General features: G+C 41.6%; 14 protein-coding genes. 10 read left to right on the top strand and 4 right to left on the bottom strand.

The features are described 5' to 3' along the window. The first annotated feature begins 138 nt into the window (after positions 1 to 138). A complete protein-coding gene (locus BCY91_RS12855; RefSeq protein WP_120182449.1) occupies positions 139 to 1443 on the top strand; it encodes an O-acetylhomoserine aminocarboxypropyltransferase/cysteine synthase family protein in 1305 nt (434 codons plus the stop codon). A 146-nt stretch (positions 1444 to 1589) separates the two neighbouring features. Beyond that, entirely contained in the window at positions 1590 to 2828 is a 1239-nt protein-coding gene (locus BCY91_RS12850; protein ID WP_120182546.1) for a homoserine dehydrogenase, read from the top strand. A 55-nt stretch (positions 2829 to 2883) separates the two neighbouring features. On the opposite strand, the gene BCY91_RS12845 is transcribed toward BCY91_RS12850, so the two are convergent. After that, a complete protein-coding gene (locus BCY91_RS12845) occupies positions 2884 to 3078 on the bottom strand; it encodes a hypothetical protein (protein WP_120182448.1) in 195 nt (64 codons plus the stop codon). Positions 3079 to 3091: 13 nt separating this feature from the next. On the opposite strand from BCY91_RS12845, the gene BCY91_RS12840 reads away from it, so the two are divergent. Together BCY91_RS12840 and BCY91_RS12835 are read left to right on the top strand one after the other, a co-directional pair. Further along, complete coding sequence (locus BCY91_RS12840; RefSeq protein ID WP_120182447.1) at positions 3092 to 3631, top strand: DUF3575 domain-containing protein; 540 nt, start codon at positions 3092 to 3094, stop codon at positions 3629 to 3631. A 163-nt stretch (positions 3632 to 3794) separates the two neighbouring features. Further along, positions 3795 to 4523, top strand: a complete 729-nt coding sequence (locus tag BCY91_RS12835; protein ID WP_120182446.1) for a helix-turn-helix transcriptional regulator — start codon at positions 3795 to 3797, stop codon at positions 4521 to 4523. Here BCY91_RS12835 and BCY91_RS12830 read toward each other — a convergent pair. Both BCY91_RS12830 and pnuC read right to left on the bottom strand, forming a co-directional pair. Beyond that, positions 4520 to 5620 (bottom strand): acyl-CoA dehydrogenase family protein, encoded by a 1101-nt coding sequence (locus BCY91_RS12830; RefSeq protein WP_120182445.1) that lies wholly within the window; start codon positions 5618 to 5620, stop codon positions 4520 to 4522. The two genes, BCY91_RS12835 and BCY91_RS12830, sit on opposite strands and share 4 nt — an antisense overlap. Further along, positions 5617 to 6282 (bottom strand): nicotinamide riboside transporter PnuC, encoded by a 666-nt coding sequence (gene pnuC, locus BCY91_RS12825; RefSeq protein ID WP_245989132.1) that lies wholly within the window; start codon positions 6280 to 6282, stop codon positions 5617 to 5619. Before pnuC ends, BCY91_RS12830 begins: the two co-directional genes overlap by 4 nt. Before the next feature lie 260 nt (positions 6283 to 6542). On the opposite strand from pnuC, the gene BCY91_RS12820 reads away from it, so the two are divergent. From BCY91_RS12820 to BCY91_RS12795, 6 genes are all read left to right on the top strand, one after another. Then, on the top strand, positions 6543 to 7442 hold the full coding sequence (locus tag BCY91_RS12820) for a YihY/virulence factor BrkB family protein (protein WP_182995382.1): 900 nt from the start codon (positions 6543 to 6545) through the stop codon (positions 7440 to 7442). A 34-nt stretch (positions 7443 to 7476) separates the two neighbouring features. Then, complete coding sequence (locus BCY91_RS12815) at positions 7477 to 8016, top strand: RNA methyltransferase (RefSeq protein WP_120182443.1); 540 nt, start codon at positions 7477 to 7479, stop codon at positions 8014 to 8016. Between the two features lie 74 nt (positions 8017 to 8090). Next, positions 8091 to 9212 carry a M42 family metallopeptidase gene (locus BCY91_RS12810; protein WP_120182442.1) on the top strand — a complete coding sequence of 374 codons (1122 nt, stop codon included), beginning with the start codon at positions 8091 to 8093 and terminating at the stop codon, positions 9210 to 9212. 4 nt (positions 9213 to 9216) lie between these two features. Beyond that, positions 9217 to 11658: a S9 family peptidase gene (locus tag BCY91_RS12805; protein ID WP_120182441.1), complete on the top strand. Its 2442-nt coding sequence runs from the start codon at positions 9217 to 9219 to the stop codon at positions 11656 to 11658. 131 nt (positions 11659 to 11789) lie between these two features. Next, a complete protein-coding gene (locus tag BCY91_RS12800; RefSeq protein ID WP_120182440.1) occupies positions 11790 to 12689 on the top strand; it encodes a nucleotidyltransferase family protein in 900 nt (299 codons plus the stop codon). A 164-nt stretch (positions 12690 to 12853) separates the two neighbouring features. Continuing rightward, positions 12854 to 14197: an OmpA family protein gene (locus BCY91_RS12795; protein WP_120182439.1), complete on the top strand. Its 1344-nt coding sequence runs from the start codon at positions 12854 to 12856 to the stop codon at positions 14195 to 14197. Positions 14198 to 15353: 1156 nt separating this feature from the next. Here the strand turns inward: BCY91_RS12795 and BCY91_RS12790 are convergent. Further along, complete coding sequence (locus BCY91_RS12790; RefSeq protein ID WP_120182438.1) at positions 15354 to 17135, bottom strand: AMP-dependent synthetase/ligase; 1782 nt, start codon at positions 17133 to 17135, stop codon at positions 15354 to 15356. Between the last annotated feature and the right edge of the window lie 87 nt (positions 17136 to 17222).

Genomic DNA, 17222 nt, shown 5'->3' with positions numbered 1-17222 from the left:
GGCAGTGCTTTGTGCATGTATTATTTTAATGCCCATGCGCATGCGCACCATATTTGTGCGCCAATTTTAGTAACCGAGCTTGCATCGGTAAAATTTTGACTAATTTGTCCCCATATCTAATCTTAAAATTGTTATAAAATGTCATCAGAAAATTTAAAATTCGAAACCTTACAGGTACATGCAGGCCAAGTGCCAGACCCGACCACCGGTTCAAGAGCAGTTCCAATTTATCAAACCACCTCTTTTGTTTTTAACAACTCTGAGCACGGTGCCAACTTATTTGCTTTAAAAGAATTTGGCAATATTTATACCCGCATCATGAATCCTACTACTGATGTATTCGAGAAAAGAATAGCCGCATTAGAGGGCGGCGTTGCGGCTTTAGCAACCTCGTCTGGGCAGGCGGCGCAATTTTTGGCCATCACCAACATCATGAATGCCGGGGAAAATTTTGTTACCTCGTCCAACCTTTACGGCGGATCGTACAACCAGTTTAAGGTATCTTTCAAACGCTTAGGCATCGAGGCTCGTTTTGCCGATGTAGAAAACCCTGAAAGTTTTGAGAAATTAATTGACGAGAACACCAAAGCTATCTATTTAGAAACCATTGGCAACCCTAAATTTAGCATTCCAGATTTTGAGAAATTCGCCGCGATCAGCAAAAAATACGACTTGCCGTTTATTGTTGACAATACCTTTGCTGCCGCCGGATATTTGTTTAGGCCTTTAGAGCACGGGGCGCACATTGTAGTACAAGCAGCCACTAAATGGATTGGCGGACAAGGTAACAGCATAGGCGGTATCATCGTTGACGGAGGTAATTACAACTGGGGCAACGGTAAGTTTAAGCAATTTAGCGAGCCGTCAGAAGGTTACCACGGTTTGGTATTTAATGATGTTTTTGGCCCCAACGGTCCATTTGGGAATATCCAATTTGCCATACGTGCCCGTGTAGAAGGTTTAAGAGATTTTGGTCCGGCCATTTCGCCGTTCAATTCGTTTTTGCTGATACAAGGTGTAGAAACGTTATCGCTACGTGTGCAACGCCACGTAGATAACGCGCTTGCACTGGCAAAATGGCTTGAGCAACATCCAAAGGTAGAAAGCGTAAACTACCCTGGCTTAGAAAGCAGTCCATCGCACCAAAGAGCTAAAAAATATCTTAAAAATGGTTTTGGGGCGGTACTTTCTTTTGAAGTTAAAGGTGGCAAAGAAAACGCGACTAAAGTGATAGATTCATTAAAATTAGTGAGCCACTTGGCAAATGTTGGCGACACTAAAACTCTGATTATTCAACCATCAGCAACCACCCACCAGCAACTGTCTGATGCAGAACAAGCGGCTGCAGGGGTAACTCCAGGAGGTTTACGCGTATCTGTCGGTTTAGAGCATATTGACGACATTAAAGCGGATTTCCAACAGGCGTTTGACGCTATAAAATAATAGCAAACATTTATTTCAAAAAGCTATCTCTGTTCCATTAACTGGAATGAATTAGAGAGATAGCTTTTTTTAAACCCCATATTGCCGTGCTTCAACCATCCTTGTTGATAGCTGAGGGCGACAAGCAAAACATCAGAAATTATCCAATGAGTAAAAAATTAAAAATTGGCTTGTTCGGCTTTGGCGTCGTTGGACAAGGTTTGTACGATATTACGGTAAGCAGGCATCTGAATTTAGAAATTAAAAAAATTGCCATTAAAGACGCTTCCAAAAAACGCAGTTTACCAAGCGAATTATTTACCACAGACCGCTGGGAAATTTTAAACGATCCGGAAATTAATACGGTTATCGAATTGATAAACGATGCCGAGGCAGCTTACGAAATAGTTTCTTATGCGCTTAAAAACGGTAAAAATGTGGTATCGGCAAATAAAAAAATGATTGCCCTGCATTTGGAAGAATTGGTGCAGTTGCAACGCAAGCACGATACGGCATTACTTTATGAAGGAGCGGTTTGTGGCAGCATCCCCATCATCAGAAATTTAGAAGAATATTATGACAATGAACTGCTTTACGCTGTAAGCGGGATTTTTAATGGCTCTTCTAACTACATCCTTTCCAAAGTTTTTAACGAAAACCAAACTTATGGAGATGCTTTGCGCAAGGCTCAAGAATTAGGTTTTGCGGAAACCGACCCTACTTTGGATGTTGGCGGTTACGATGCGAAGTTTAAGGTTTGCATTGCCGCAGCACATGCTTACGGTTTATTTATCAATCCGGATGACGTGCTAAATATCGGTATCCAAAACCTGCACCTAAGCGATATGAAATACGTGAGCGAAAAAGGCCAGAAACTAAAATTGGTGCCGGTAGCCAAAAAACGCAACGATAACGAAGTAAGTATTTACGTGTTGCCGAAACTGGTAGAGCGCGATGATTTTTTGTACAATGTAGAGAATGAGTATAATGGCGTAAGTGTACAGGCAGCCTTCGCGGACCAGCAATTCTTTTTTGGCAAAGGTGCCGGCGGCCACCCGACAGGCGCAGCGGTATTTTCTGATATTTCTGCCCTCCGTTACGACTATCGTTATGAGTACAAAAAAACTTTAGTAGAAGAAAAAGTTGATTTTAACAACGAAGAAGTGATACAGGTATATCTGCGTTTTAATCAGCAGCGCTTGTTGCAAGAACTACCTTTTATTTCCATCGATGAGACCTTCTCTTGCAAGCAGTATCATTACGTAGTAGGCAGTGTGCGGTTAGCTGATATTTTTAACGCAAAGGACGCTATATTGGCAGATGGTGCGTTTATTGCCGACACCGGAAAATACGTTGCGCATACAGAAACTTTGGCAGAGGAAGCTGTTTGTTGCAATATTGATTAAAAAGAACAGGCCTCGTTTTTAAAGCGAGGCCTGTTTAAATGATTTTTTTGTTCTTTTATTTTCCTCTGATGTAAGCTGATACTGCTTCGCTGTCATACTGCGTTTTACCATAGGTAAATAATTTAAACGCTGGCATTTCGGCATAAGCCACTTCCGCACATTTTATAGAATTTGGCTTAATGGCGTATAGTACATACAAACCGCCGCCTGCGTTGGGGCAAGTTAAACAAACGTAAACTGTTGCCAGCATCGGTTACCGCTTAATGCCTAAGGGCGGCATACCGCTTAAAGGTACTGTGAACGATTTAATTGACGACCCGGAAGTTTATAAACAGCTTAACTCATTTGAGTTAGGAAACAACGCCATTACCCCACAGATTAAGTTTTATTTTGGCAAAGAGGTTTTCAAAGGATTTTACCTGGCGCCGTTTGCCAGAATTGCTAAGTACAACGCCAATGGCCTTTTTAACTTTGATGTTAATGGTAGCGATGAAGAAATGCCTTTATCTGGAGAATTGAAAACATTGACCGGCGGTTTGGAACTTGGGGTGAACTTCAGGCTAAGCAAACGAATTTATTTAAATTTAAATGCGGGACCGCAGTTTGGCAGCTCAAAAGGAACATTTGACGGAAAAAAATCTTTAACGCCTGATGAACAAAATGCGTTGCGCGACGAGCTGAACGATTTAGACATTCCGTTTGTTGACAAGGAAGTAACGGTTGATCAAAACGGTGTTAAAATGAAGTTGGACGGGCCGTGGGGAGGCATAAAAGCCGGCTTAATGCTGGGCTTTAGATTTTAGGCAAAAGCATTTTCCAAACATAAAAGAAAAAGAGGCGAAAGCCTCTTTTTTTTGCTTTAAACAAGATTTATTTCGAGAAAAGTGATTTTAATGGCAAAAAATTAGCTTATAATTTTTTCTAATAGAATAAAATTCACACTTTAGAGCAACCACACCTAACAGTATGAATTTTGAAGAAAAAGTAAGTGCGCAAATTGCGCAAGTAGCCGCTTTTGCTGATTTTTTACCTGCGGTAGCCATCATTAACCGCGCTACAGACGGCGCGGCTATTTGGATGAACAAGCGAGGACTTTCTCAACTGGGAATTGAGCTAAGCGACTTGCAGAAATTTCAAGACAAAGAGTATTTCGAGAGATTCTTCAACTTTGCAGATTCAGAAGATATTAACCCCAAAATTTTAGCGCTGTTTGAGCGGAATAATGATGAAGAGGTGGTTACCTTCTTTCAGCAAGTAAAAATTGCAGGTAAATTAGAATGGACTTGGCACATGAGCAGTACTAAAATATTGTTTAGAGATGACCAAGGCGCGCCATTTCTTATGCTTACCTTATCTATCCCTTTAGACCGGATGTTTTTAGCGCAAAAAGCCGAAAAACTACTGCACGAGAATAACTTCTTAAAAGAAAACATGCTGGCTTTTTCATCTTTGAGCTTGCGCGAGAAAGAAGTTTTAAAACGCCTTGCTTTAGGTGAAACGGCCTCTGAGTGCGGCGATAAACTTTTTATTTCACCACAAACGGTAGAAACACATCGCAAAAACATTAAGAAAAAATTAGGCGTCAACACCTTTTTTGAGCTTAATACCTTTGCGCGTGCTTTTGATTTAATCTGTTTGTATCTGACATCTACTTTAGGTACAGGCATTTGGCTTGACGGTGTCCTCTCCTACTAAAACGGAAAAATTAGAAGCGCATGTTGGCTTACCGTATTTAAATCGCGCCAAACGCGGTTAATTGCCGTGTGGTTTTTTGCAGCTTCTAAACCCGAAAACGGATGAAGCTTAGAGCAGGCGTCGCGACAGTTAACTGCTAAGGTCCTGCTATTTTTGCTCACCAGGGCCAAAGTGTCGTCGCTTATCTGGTTTTCGTTTTTCAGCTGTTGCCATGATTGCTCAACGCTATCGTAAAATTGGGTTTTCAAAGACTGTAAACGGTTTCCCCAGTCGGTTTTTAAAGCTTCATAGTATGCCAAATGGTCTTGGTCGTACTTTCGCTTTTGGTTTCTGATGTAAAAACATTCATCCACTAATTCTAAGAATCTAAGACTCAAACCTAAAATATTAGCTACTAAGGTACTTTCTGCCAACTGGCGGAAAGGATATTTATAAATTGGGTCATCAATTTTAGTTTTATCGGGCAAAATTTCAAAAGCCCGGTTTAAAGGAACAGCCGTATTTTTTGTTTTAAAAGAGTGGCTTCCGGTAGCAATCATCCCCATGTAGCTCCAACCGTCTAAAATGGTTACTTCTTGTTTTTTTAGCAAAAATGCTTTCACTACGGCTTTCCCCTTAGCATCCAATACTGGTTTACCATGTTCTAAAATTTCACAGTTGGCGGTAAAATGTGTGGCGTGTAAAGCCCCGCTGGCGTAAGTCCAGCTTCCGTTTATCAGATATTTATCTCCAACTAAATTTGCTGTACCGCCCACAAACCCGCTACCGGCAAAACAAACTTTTTCATCTGCAAAAACTTCTTCTGATAGCGACGGCGCTAAAAAGCCGATGAACCACATCGCGCCAGCACATAAAGTTACTGTCCAAGCCAAGCTCCCATCAAGGCCGGCCAGCTTCTCCTCTTTGCGTAAAACATCGGTAAAACCTAATCCTAGCCCGTTAAAGCGCTTCGGTACAAATAATTTAAACAGCTTTTCATCATAAATATATTGTAGCCATTCATCGGGCAAATAGCCCAAACTTTCTGCTTTGGCAGCCAGCTGATTGTTAAATAGCGTAGTAGAAACATCAACTGCAGAATTTGTTACATCTATCATAGCAAAATGTTTTGGGGTGCTATTTTTTCTTCTTCTTTAGCCAATAAAGCTTTACGCCAATCCAGATAACCAAAAATGGCCACTATAAACAAAAACAGCGTTAGCAAGGCAAATAGTGCAAGGTTTTTATGGAATAGTAAAGGGATGGCTACCAAATTGGAGACGTTTAACCATATCCAGTTTTCTAATTTCCGTTTAGCCAAAAGCCACATGCCTGCCCATGCGGTTGATGAGACAAAGGCGTCCATTATTGGCACGTCCGAATCTGTAAAATGCTTTAGCACCAAAAATAAAAACAGCCAGCCGAACAGGGCTATTGAAAAAGTGATATATTTTTCTTTGCTGGTGCTACGGCTAACTTCGCTTGCCCCAGATTGCGCTTTTGATTTCCACATGGCCCAGCCGTAAACACTCATTACCAAATAATATAGGTTTAAAACCGTTTCGGCATAAAGTTTAGCTTCTACCAGCAAAAAAGAAGCGGTTAAAATAGAAACAATCCCGACAGGATAAAGCGCTACCTTGTTCTTCCTGGCCAATAAAACCTCAGCTACGCCAAAAGAAACAGAAAACCACTCGAGCCAGCTTGTTGCCACAATCTGTTTAACCAATAAATTAAACCACGCTTGCAAATCCATCACAAAAATTAAAATTAAACGCATCAACCGCTGATGCTAATCCCTACGCCGGCATTATCCGGATCAGGTGCTTGGAAAGCTTCAAAAGCTGGAGGTACAAGTTTTAACCTTTAACCATTTGCTCGTTACATTCCAAAGGGTCTGTTCTCAGCCCGGTATTTTTGGGCACCCCTGTCTGATGGTGCAAATATATAATAAATTGGCGACACCATAGGCTCAACAGCCAGTTTAATGCTTCTGCACGATAAAAATTGCATATTGTTTGTATGTTTAGCATGATGCAGATGATAAAAAAAATAAAAGTGTGGCAGGTGTTAAAAACTGCTGCTTTAAATTTAATGCGAAATGATCCATTGCGTATTGCTGCTGCCACGGCGTTTTTCGGCACTTTTGCTGTCCCGGCAATTTTAGTGGTGATATTGCAAATATTCGGCGTTTTCTTAAACCGCAAAAAGTTTGGTTCCAACATCATCTCCAAACTATCGGATATGGTTGGGCATAACAGCGCGGAAGAAATCAGAAGGATTTTAATCAACTTGCTTAACTTGGCCAACAGCTGGCTTTTCGCCATCTTGATGTTTATTTTTCTGCTTTTCGTATCAACCACCTTATTTATCATTATCCGCAACTCCATCAACCAGCTGTGGTGTATAAAACTAAATTCGGGCTCTGGTTTTTATTTTAACCTAAAACAGCGCGTAAAAGCGTTGGGCATCATCAGCTCGGGCGGCGTTTTATTGTTTATAGCTTTTGTTTTTGAGGGTTTACGACTTTTTTTAGAGAATAAACTGCAATACAATATTCCTTTGTTAAACGGATTTGTAAACGAGCTGGTGTTTTTTGTAACCACTACCCTTTGGTTTTGCATTGCTTTTAAATTTACCGGCAACGGTAGGCCAAAATGGCGTTCGGTAATTTTAGCGGCCGTATCCACGGGTGTGTTGCTTACCATTGGTAAATTGATTATGCGGAGCTTGTTGCTTGGGTCCAATATTGACCAGATTTACGGTACTTCTGGCGCTATTTTATTGGTGATGCTTTTTATCTTTTACAGTTCCTTCATTTTTTATTTCGGGGTTTCTTTGGTAGATGCTTTGAGCGAAAACTTTGAAGAACCGATAGAAACAGGAAGCCACGCCCATAAATTTAAGACAGAACCTGTTGAGGTAACGGCGGGTTTTTAGTTCAATTTTACCGAATGCTTTTATCTTTGCCCGCATGAGAAAATTAAAACTCGACGAGCTGAACCGACCTAGCATTGCCGAATTTCAGGAACAACAAAAACTACCCGTAGTTATTGTTTTGGACAGTGTGCGTAGCCTGCACAACGTGGGTTCTGCTTTCAGAACTGCTGACGGCTTTGCTGTTGAGGCGATTTATTTATGTGGCATTACGGCGCAACCGCCGCATCGGGAAATAGAAAAAACCGCTTTAGGCGCTACGCAATCTATCACCTGGAAATACTTTGAGGAAAGTAAACAAGCGGTTGAACAGCTGAAAAAAGACGGCTATACGCTTGTAGCTATAGAGCAGGCAGAAAACAGCCTGAGCTTATTAGACTTTGAACCTGCTAAGCAAGTAAAATACGCTTTTGTATTTGGCAACGAGGTTAACGGCGTTAGCGATGAAGTAATGCAAATGGCAGATTTTTGCTTGGAAATCCCACAATTTGGCACTAAACATTCGTTTAACATCGTAATTAGCACAGGAATAGTGTTGTGGGATTTTTTTAGCAAATTCAGCAAATCTGGTCACTAACACAATCCAAATCGGGCGAAAGCCCTACCCTCACTTTAGTTTTTTATATTTGTTGAAATTCATATTTAAATAGCATGGCTAAGAAAAAAGAAGCTTCAGAAGAAAAACAACACGTGGCTGTTGTGAATAAAAAATCACTTTCATTTTTAGAAAAATACATCAACAACCCATCGCCCACAGGTTTTGAGTGGGAAGGCCAAAAACTTTGGTTAGATTATATTAAACCTTACGTTGATGAAACTTTTGTAGATAATTACGGCACAGCTGTAGCGGTTATTAATCCAACAGCAAGCTATAAAGTAGTTATTGAGGCGCATGCAGACGAAATTTCATGGTTTGTGAACTATATCACCAGCGACGGTTTAATTTACGTTATCCGTAACGGCGGATCTGATCATCAAATTGCCCCATCTAAACGGGTTCTCATCCACACCGAAAACGGCACCGTGCCGGCAGTATTTGGTTGGCCGGCCATACACACACGCCACGGAGGCGAAAAGGAAGAAACGCCACAGCTAAAAAACATCTTTTTAGATTGCGGTTGCACTACAAAGGAAGAAGTAGAAGCTTTAGGCGTACACGTAGGTTGTGTAATTACTTATGAAGACCAATTTACCGTATTAAACGACCGTTATTATGTTGGTAGGGCCTTAGACAACCGTGCCGGTGGCTTTATGATTGCCGAAGTTGCGCGCTTACTGCACGAAAACAAAAAGAAACTTGATTTTGGCCTCTACATCGTTAACGCAGTACAAGAAGAAATTGGGTTGCGCGGCGCCGAAATGATTGCCCACCGCATTAAACCAAATGTTGCCATAATTACAGACGTTACCCACGATACCACCACGCCAATGATCAATAAAATTACCCAAGGCGATTTGGCTTGCGGTAAAGGCCCTGTGGTTTCTTACGCTCCTGCTGTACAGGTAAACCTAAATAAGTTACTGGTAGAAACTGCGCAGAAAAACAACATCCCGTTCCAGCGCCAGGCTTCTTCACGTTCTACCGGTACAGATACCGATGCTTTCGCCTACTCTAACGAAGGTGTGGTGTCGGCACTAATTTCTTTGCCTTTGCGTTATATGCACACTACCGTGGAGATGATACACAAAGAAGACGTTGATAATGTCATTAGTTTAATTTACCACGCATTGCTGGCGATAAAAAAAGACCAAGATTTTAGATACATCAAATAATTTAATGGGTTTAAACCTCAAAAAAATTGGTGTTTGCGCATTCTTCAGTTTAATTGCAAACCCCACATTTATTGTAGCTCAAGAGGTTTCTGGTTATCAGAAACCTCCGCAGGCTATGGTAGATATTGTTGAAGCCAACGTTTCCAGATCCGTTAGTTTTAGCAACAGTGGCGATTATATGCTGATTTTAGAGGCCGAAGGTTACCCGTCAATCCTTGATCTAGCACATCCTTATTTGAGTTTGGCAGGCTTGCGTGTAAACCCGAAGAATTATAGCAACAACAGAAGCACCTATTTTAGTAGCATCAGCATAAAAAACGTCAGAAATGGAGACGAAATCCATTTTATGGGCATTCCCAAAGAAGGAAAAATAAAAGATGTCACTTTCTCGCCCAACGAATCTTTGCTCGCTTTTAGCTTAACTTTCGACGATGAGGTACAGCTTTGGTTGGCAAATTTATCCAGCGGGCAAGCGCAACGCTTGTCTAACGTAGCGCTAAACGATATTTACGGCACTTTATACAGATGGAGTGAAGACGGGCTAAGTATTTTGGCTAATTGCGTTGCCGAAGAAAAATTGCCAAACCAAGCGCTTGTACAAATTGCGCCCGTGGTGAAAGAAAGTTTGCCCGGAGTGGCAAGTGCTAACAGAACCTATCAAGATTTATTAAAAAATGTAGCCGACGAAGCTGATTTTGAACGCTACCTTACTTCACAGCTTAAACAGATTTATCTAAATGGCCAAACTGTAAATTTTAGTAGACCGGCTATTTACAAAAGCTTTGATTATTCTCCGGATGGCAATTATGTCATGCTGTTCACGGTGCCAAAGCCTTACTCTTATTTGGTGCCGCTATCGCATTTTGCACATAAGGTAGAATTGCGCGATAAATATGGCAAGCTACTGAAAGAAATAGCTCATGTGCCTTTAGCCGATAATTTACCGCAAGGTTTTGATGCCGTAGTAAAAGGTCCGAGAGAACATGCTTGGCGCGCAGATAAAGCGCACACGATTTTTTGGGTAGAAGCGCAGGATGAGGGCGACCCTAATAAAAGAATTGCCGTACGCGATATTTTGTACACGCAAGATGCCGAAAGCTCATCCAAAAGAAAACTGGCAGACTGCTATCTGCGTTTCAATTATATTGATTGGGGCGATGACCAAATTGCGATAGTGAACGAGCGCTGGTGGAAAACCCGCGCCGAACGCCGCGTGTTTATTAAACCGGGAAACTCGCGCTATCGCGTTAACCTATGGGATAGATATTACGAAGACGCATACTCGGACCCCGGCACATTTGTAAAAACGTATAACCATTTTAACAGAGAGGTGTTGCTGTTGGAGTACAATCCACTCCGCCGGATGGCCGATCCAAATAATGTGAATGTGTTTTCTATTTCGCCGGGTGCATCGCCACAAGGCGACCGTCCGTTTTTGTTACAGTTTAACGTAAAAACAAAACATACCGACACGCTTTTTCGTTCCAGAGCACCTTTTTATGAACTCCCGGTTTTTTTTGACAACAAAGACAAACTGATTGTTAGCCGCGAGTCGGCCACAGAACCACCCAACTATTTCAATTTAAACTTTAGGCAAAGCAAAACCAAACAGCTTACCTATTTTAAAAATCCTTATCCTCAACTTTTCGGAATTCATCAACAAAAGTTGACCTACAGGCGCGCAGATAAATTAGCTTTAAGCGCCATGCTTTATCTGCCTCAAGATTATAACGCCTCAAATGGCAGACTGCCTGTTTTGATGTGGGCTTACCCGCGCGAGTTCAAAACTGCAAACGCCGCTGGGCAGGTAAAAGGTTCGCCGTACCGATTTAACAAAATATCTTGGGCGTCGCCTTTATACTGGGTAACACAAGGCTATGCGGTGATGGACAATGTGGACATGCCTATTGTAGGCGAAAGTAACGATCAGCCAAACGATACCTTTATTGAGCAGTTACAGCAAAATGCGGAAGCAGCCGTCAACAAAATTGTTTTTATGGGCATTGGCGATGCTAAACGGATTGCCATAGGCGGGCATTCTTACGGTGCTTTTATGACAGCCAATTTATTAGCGCACACCAATTTATTTGCGGCGGGTATAGCACGTAGCGGTGCCTATAACCGTACCTTAACCCCTTTTGGTTTCCAAGCAGAAGAGCGTAGCTACTGGCAAAGCCCACAGTTGTACTATAAGATGTCGCCTTTTTCTTATGCTGATAAAATAAAAACGCCTTTACTTTTGATACATGGGCTTTCGGACGAAAATTCCGGCACTTTTCCGGTACAAAGTGAACGCTTTTACAGTGCTTTAAAAAGTTTTGGAGCAACAACCCGATTGGTAAACCTACCTTACGAGGCGCACAGCTATCGGGCAAAAGAATCTATATTGCACCTATTGTGGGAGATGAACAAATGGTTGGACACCTATGTTAAAAATAAAAAGTAAATTTTTGCTAGTTTAGCCGACTAATCAGCGGCAGCTTTAAATTACCGCATATCGATAACCAAACAAAATACGAGTTGAAGACGTGTTAAAAATCTTAACCGCTTCATCACATCCAAAAACAAAAAAACAAAATGAAAAAACCTACTTTACTTATTTTGGCAGCTGGGATGGCCAGCAGATATGGCAGCATGAAACAGATTGACGGTTTTGGCCCTAATGGAGAAACCATCATCGACTATTCTATTCATGATGCGATTAAAGCCGGATTTGGGAAAATCACCTTTATCATCAGAGAAGAATTTTTAGATAATTTTAAATCAATTTTTGATGCTAAACTAGCTGGTAAGGTAGAAACCGATTACGTTTTCCAAACCTTTGATTTAAAAAAGTACGGTATTGATAAAGAAATTGAGCGTGCTAAACCTTGGGGAACCGGTCATGCTATTTTAGAGGCTCAAAACCAAGTTCACGAGCCGTTTTGCGTAATTAATGCCGACGATTATTACGGCTACGAAGCCTTTAAAAGCATGGTTGATTTTTTAACTACCGAAGCTTCTGCAAAAAGATACGCTATTGTAGGTTATAAAATTGGCAATACCCTTTCAGAAAACGGCTCGGTATCTCGTGGCGTATGCCAAACAGATGCAGACGGCAACATGACCGAGATTGCAGAGCGTACAAAAGTTTACCCTAAAAACGGCGGAATTGTGTTTGAGGAAGATGGTGTGGAAACTTCCTTGGAAGCCTCGACGCCAGTTTCGATGAACTTTTGGGGCTTTACACCGGATGTTTTCCCAGTTACAGAGAAGCTTTTTGTCGACTTTGTTCACAAAAACCAAGATAACCCCAAAGCAGAATTTTTCATCCCACTTATTGCAGACTATTTGATCAAAAATAACATCGCAAGCTTTAAAGTTATCCCAACGGATGCAAAATGGTTTGGTGTTACCTACAAAGAAGATAAAGAAATTGTACAAGACAACATCAACAAATTGATTGAAAGTGGCGTTTACCCAAGCAAACTTTGGTAAAATGTAGCTTATAGCATACATTATTTATAAAAGACCTGCCACTTATGGCAGGTCTTTTTTTGTTTAGCTAAACTTTGATTAATAGCGCTTTATATGTTTTTTGTGGTGTTTAGATAGCGTTTGGCAACATTTTGTCTTTTATGCCTTCAAATAATTTTTAGGTTATGAAAACAAAACTAAAACAAAGCATAATGCTACTAAGCGCGGTTGCTATGGCCAGCTACGCCAGCGCGCAAGACATGGGTAACACCAGCACTCCCGAACCATTTTCTAAATCTGCCTTTCGCACCTGGTCTTTTGGTGTTACTGGCGGGGTAATGGCACCAACAGTTGTTACCGGTGGCCGTAACGATTTTTCTAACTGGGAAGTAAATGCCGGTTACGGTGGTTACATCAAAAAACAGTTTACGCACAATTTTGGTATTCAGGGCGATTTTTTCCGCGGTACGCTAAAAGCGGATAACGAAACCAGCAATACCAATGGTCCGGTAATCAACTCTCCTTATTCAAATTTTGAAACAGAGATTAAATGGGGCGGTACTTTAAGCGCGGTTTACAACATCGGCAACTTTAATATTTTAAGTCGCCAAAGTTACATTACGCCTTACGTTTCTGCCGGTGCGGGTTTAATGGGTTTCCAACCTACCATAACGGATAATAACGGCGTAACTACAGATTTAAACAATGGCGAAAACTACCACGAACTGGTTGTGCCGGTTGCTGTGGGTGTTAAATTTATGGTGGCCAAGGGCGTAAACCTTGATTTTGGTTATAAAATGAACTTTATGGATGCCGATAATTTAGACGGCTACAGAAGAGAGCCGTCGAGCGATAAGTTTTCTTACGGGTACGGCGGTTTAGAGTTCGCTTTAGGTAACAAAACCAAGCCACAGTTGGCTTTTGCAAACCCAGCAGCCATTTTAGAGAAAAATTACGTAGCTAAATACGATGCTTTAAAAGCTGAGCTTGATGCTGCAAAAAACGACCCGGCGATGATGGATAAAGTGAATAAACTAGCGACAGATTCTGATGGAGATGGAGTTTCTGATTACTACGATAAGTGTGCAGATACACCAAAAGGTGTTGCGGTAGACGGATCTGGATGTCCGCTTCCGAAAGCAGTAGTTGAAAAACCTGTAACATACATCATCACCGATGAGGATAAAAAAGTAGTTGCAGATGCCATTAAAAACTTAGAATTTGATTTCAACAAAGCCACCATCAGATCAAGCTCTTATGCAACATTAGATAAAGTAGCCAACTTGATAGTTTCTAAAAACCTGAGCTTAAAATTAGCCGGACATACAGACAGCAAAGGTAGCGATGCTTACAACATGAAACTTTCAAAAGAAAGAGCAGAATCTGTTAAAGCTTATTTGGTAAGCAAAGGCGCAAACCCTTCAAGGATTGAAGCCACAGGTTACGGCGAAACCCAACCTATTGACACCAATGCCACGGAGCAAGGTCGCCAGAATAACAGAAGGGTTGAATTTACCTTGTTTAACTAAGGTTTATTTAGTTCGATAAAAAAAGGTTGCCTCGAGTATTATTCGGGGCAACCTTTTTTTATTTTATAGTATCCACCGCGTCATTCCGAACGAGGTACGAGGAGGAATCTGTTAGCTACGAAGGATGAAACTCCTTTTAAAGCACGTTTAGCGCAAGTGTGAAGCTTTTGCCTGTGCCGTGGCTACTTGTGCCTTTGTTCTTTCTCTTAACATCCTCGTACCTCGTTCGGAATGACGGCGTAACGGGAGGTTCGTCACCTCGAAAGAAGTGAGAGGTTTCTTTGTTTTGTTGCGCTTCCTCTGTTTGCCCACGTCACCTCGAACGAATGTGAGAGGTCTCTTTGTTCTTCTGCACTTCCTCCATTTCTCGGCAATTAGCCCAACAAAAGGGTTCCATCGGCACCTAACTAACAGATTCCTCCTCGTACCTTGTTCGGAATGACGGCGTAGAGGGAAGGTTGGTCACCTCGAAAGAATGCGAGAGGTTTCTTTGTTTTGTTGCACTTCCCCTGTTTGCCCACGTCACTTCGAACCAATGCGAGAGGTCTCTTTGTTCTTTTGCACTTCCTCCATTTCTCGGCAATTAGACGAACAAAAGGGTTCCATCGCACCTAACTAACAGATTCCTCCTCGTACCTCGTTCGGAATGACGGTGTAATGGAAGGTTGGTTGCATCGAAAGAAAATCGGAGGTTTCTGTGTTTTGTTGCACTTCCCCTGTTTGCCCACGTCACCTCGAACGAATGTGAGAGGTCTCTTTGTTCTTCTGCACTTGCTCCATTTCTCGGCAATTAACCCAACAAAAGGGTTCCATCGGCACCTAACTAACAGATTCCTCCTCGTACCTTGTTCGGAATGACGGTGTAATGGAAGGTTGGTTGCATCGAAAGAAAATCGGAGGTTTCTGTGTTTTGTTGCACTTCCCCTGTTTGCCCACGTCACCTCGAACGAATGTGAGAGGCCTCTTTGTTTCTTCTGCACTTCATCTATTTCTCGGCAATTAGCCCAACAAAAGTGTTCCATCGGCACCTAACTAACAGATTCCTCCTCGTACCTCGTTCGGAATGACGGTGTAATGGAAGGTTCGTTGCATCGAATGAAAGGCCGTCTGCGACAGACCCTGCTCGGACAAAATGCCATGGTTAATTTTCAATCAGCTAAACGTGATGTTCTTGCGCATTTGTTTCGGCATAAATTTTTTCTATCAAATCAGCGTTCTTAGTTAAAATTACCTTACGTTTCAAACTTAATTTTGGCGTCATCTCGCCTGCGTCAATGCTAAACTCGTTTGGTAAAAGCGCAAACTTTTTAATGGTTTCCCAATGACCAAAACCCGCGTTTAACTTCTCAACTTCTACCCAAATTTTATCTAAAACTTTAGCGTTTTTGATTAAAGCCTCTTTATCTTTTTCATTCACGCCGTTTCGTTTGGCCCACTCGCTAAGTTTTTCAAAATTTGGAACAATCAATGCCGAAGGGAATTTGCGGTTCTCTCCTACCACCATCACCTGCTCTATATAAACCGATTCTTTTAGCTTATTTTCTAGTACCTGTGGCGAAATATATTTTCCGCCCGCGGTTTTAAACACTTCTTTTTTACGGTCGGTTATTACTAAAAAGCCATCACGCAACTCGCCAATGTCGCCCGTGTGGAACCAGCCATCGGTAATAGCCTCTTCCGTAGCATCGGGACGTTTGTAATAACCTTTCATTAAGTTGGAGCCTTTTGTTAAAATCTCGCCGTCTTCCGCAATTTTAACATCAACACTTGGCAGCACCTTGCCTACAGTGCCAAATTTGGTTTGTCCTTTAAATGGGCCGTTAACAGCAATAACTGGTGATGTTTCCGTTAAGCCATAACCTTCCAACACCTTAATATCTGCTGCCCAAAAAACCCGGGCTAAACGTTCTTGCAAAGCCGCACCGCCAGATACAATGGCTATCACTTCGCCTCCCAAAGCATCCTGCCATTTACTGAAAATCAGTTTACGCGCTATGCCCAACTGCAAGTCGTATAAAAGGCCGTTTTTGCCATCCAACTCATAACGGTGTGCTAAACCTAAAGCCCAAAAAAACAATGATTTTTTTACTCCGCTTAAAGCTTGTCCTTTGGCGACTATTTTATCGTAAACTTTCTCGAGCAAACGGGGCACCGTGGTAAAACAGTGCGGTTTTACCTCTTGTAAATTATCTACAATGGTGTCCATGCTTTCCGCATAATAAACGGAAATACCCAAGTAAAAATACATGTACACCACCATCCGCTCAAATATGTGCGAAAGCGGCAAAAAGCTTAAAGCGCGGCGAATTTCTTTTGGATATAATGGTGCCGAATCCTTTACATTGCTAAGCAAATTGTTGTGGCTAAGCATTACGCCTTTAGGTGTGCCCGTAGTGCCAGAAGTGTAAATCAAAGTCAGTAAATCATCCGGGCCGATGGCATCTTTGTAGGGTTGCAAATCTACTTGATGGTGTTGCTGTCCCAACGCCTGTATCTCTGTCCAGTGTTTTACGCCATCAATTTTATCAAAACTATAAACTGCGATTTCTAAAGATTGCTCTTGCTTTACTTTTTCAATTTTGTCAACCAGCGTTGCATCAGCAACAAAAATGAGCTTAACCTCCGCGTCTTTTAAAATAAATTTGATGTCGGCTTCTGCCAATGTAGGGTACATAGGCACTTGCGCAGCCCCAATCTGCAAAATACCAAAATCACAAAAATTCCACTCGGGGCGGTTGGGCGACATAATCGCAACTTTATCGTCTTTTGCGATACCAAGCTGCAATAATCCGCGGCTAACTTCATCCGCAGTTTGGACAAAATCATCTATGCTAAAGGTTTTCCACTCCCCATTAATTTTTTGGGCTAAAACTTCTTGGCTGTTATATTTTGATTTATTGTACGGTAATAAATCAAAAATGCGGGTTAGTGTTTCCATAAAGCAATAATTTTAAAAGTACGCTGGTTAAAATTGGCAGACAATGATGAGCATCATCTTCCTTATCAAAAATAAAAAAATAAAGGA

This window comes from Pelobium manganitolerans, from assembly GCF_003609575.1.
Classification (GTDB): Bacteria; Bacteroidota; Bacteroidia; order Sphingobacteriales; family Sphingobacteriaceae; genus Pseudopedobacter; species Pseudopedobacter manganitolerans.
The sequence above is the reverse complement of the archived record's forward strand: the minus strand, read 5'-3'. Positions and strand labels throughout refer to the sequence as shown.

Bases quoted from the DNA above. Each gene is read 5' to 3' on its own strand.
- BCY91_RS12855 (WP_120182449.1), top strand. From the start codon at position 139: ATGTCATCAGAAAATTTAAAATTCGAAACCTTACAGGTACATGCAGGC.
- BCY91_RS12850 (WP_120182546.1), top strand. From the start codon at position 1,590: ATGAGTAAAAAATTAAAAATTGGCTTGTTCGGCTTTGGCGTCGTTGGA.
- BCY91_RS12845 (WP_120182448.1), bottom strand. From the start codon at position 3,078: ATGCTGGCAACAGTTTACGTTTGTTTAACTTGCCCCAACGCAGGCGGC.
- BCY91_RS12840 (WP_120182447.1), top strand. From the start codon at position 3,092: ATGCCTAAGGGCGGCATACCGCTTAAAGGTACTGTGAACGATTTAATT.
- BCY91_RS12835 (WP_120182446.1), top strand. From the start codon at position 3,795: ATGAATTTTGAAGAAAAAGTAAGTGCGCAAATTGCGCAAGTAGCCGCT.
- BCY91_RS12830 (WP_120182445.1), bottom strand. From the start codon at position 5,620: ATGATAGATGTAACAAATTCTGCAGTTGATGTTTCTACTACGCTATTT.
- pnuC (WP_245989132.1), bottom strand. From the start codon at position 6,282: ATGCGTTTAATTTTAATTTTTGTGATGGATTTGCAAGCGTGGTTTAAT.
- BCY91_RS12820 (WP_182995382.1), top strand. From the start codon at position 6,543: ATGATAAAAAAAATAAAAGTGTGGCAGGTGTTAAAAACTGCTGCTTTA.
- BCY91_RS12815 (WP_120182443.1), top strand. From the start codon at position 7,477: ATGAGAAAATTAAAACTCGACGAGCTGAACCGACCTAGCATTGCCGAA.
- BCY91_RS12810 (WP_120182442.1), top strand. From the start codon at position 8,091: ATGGCTAAGAAAAAAGAAGCTTCAGAAGAAAAACAACACGTGGCTGTT.
- BCY91_RS12805 (WP_120182441.1), top strand. From the start codon at position 9,217: ATGGGTTTAAACCTCAAAAAAATTGGTGTTTGCGCATTCTTCAGTTTA.
- BCY91_RS12800 (WP_120182440.1), top strand. From the start codon at position 11,790: ATGAAAAAACCTACTTTACTTATTTTGGCAGCTGGGATGGCCAGCAGA.
- BCY91_RS12795 (WP_120182439.1), top strand. From the start codon at position 12,854: ATGAAAACAAAACTAAAACAAAGCATAATGCTACTAAGCGCGGTTGCT.
- BCY91_RS12790 (WP_120182438.1), bottom strand. From the start codon at position 17,135: ATGGAAACACTAACCCGCATTTTTGATTTATTACCGTACAATAAATCA.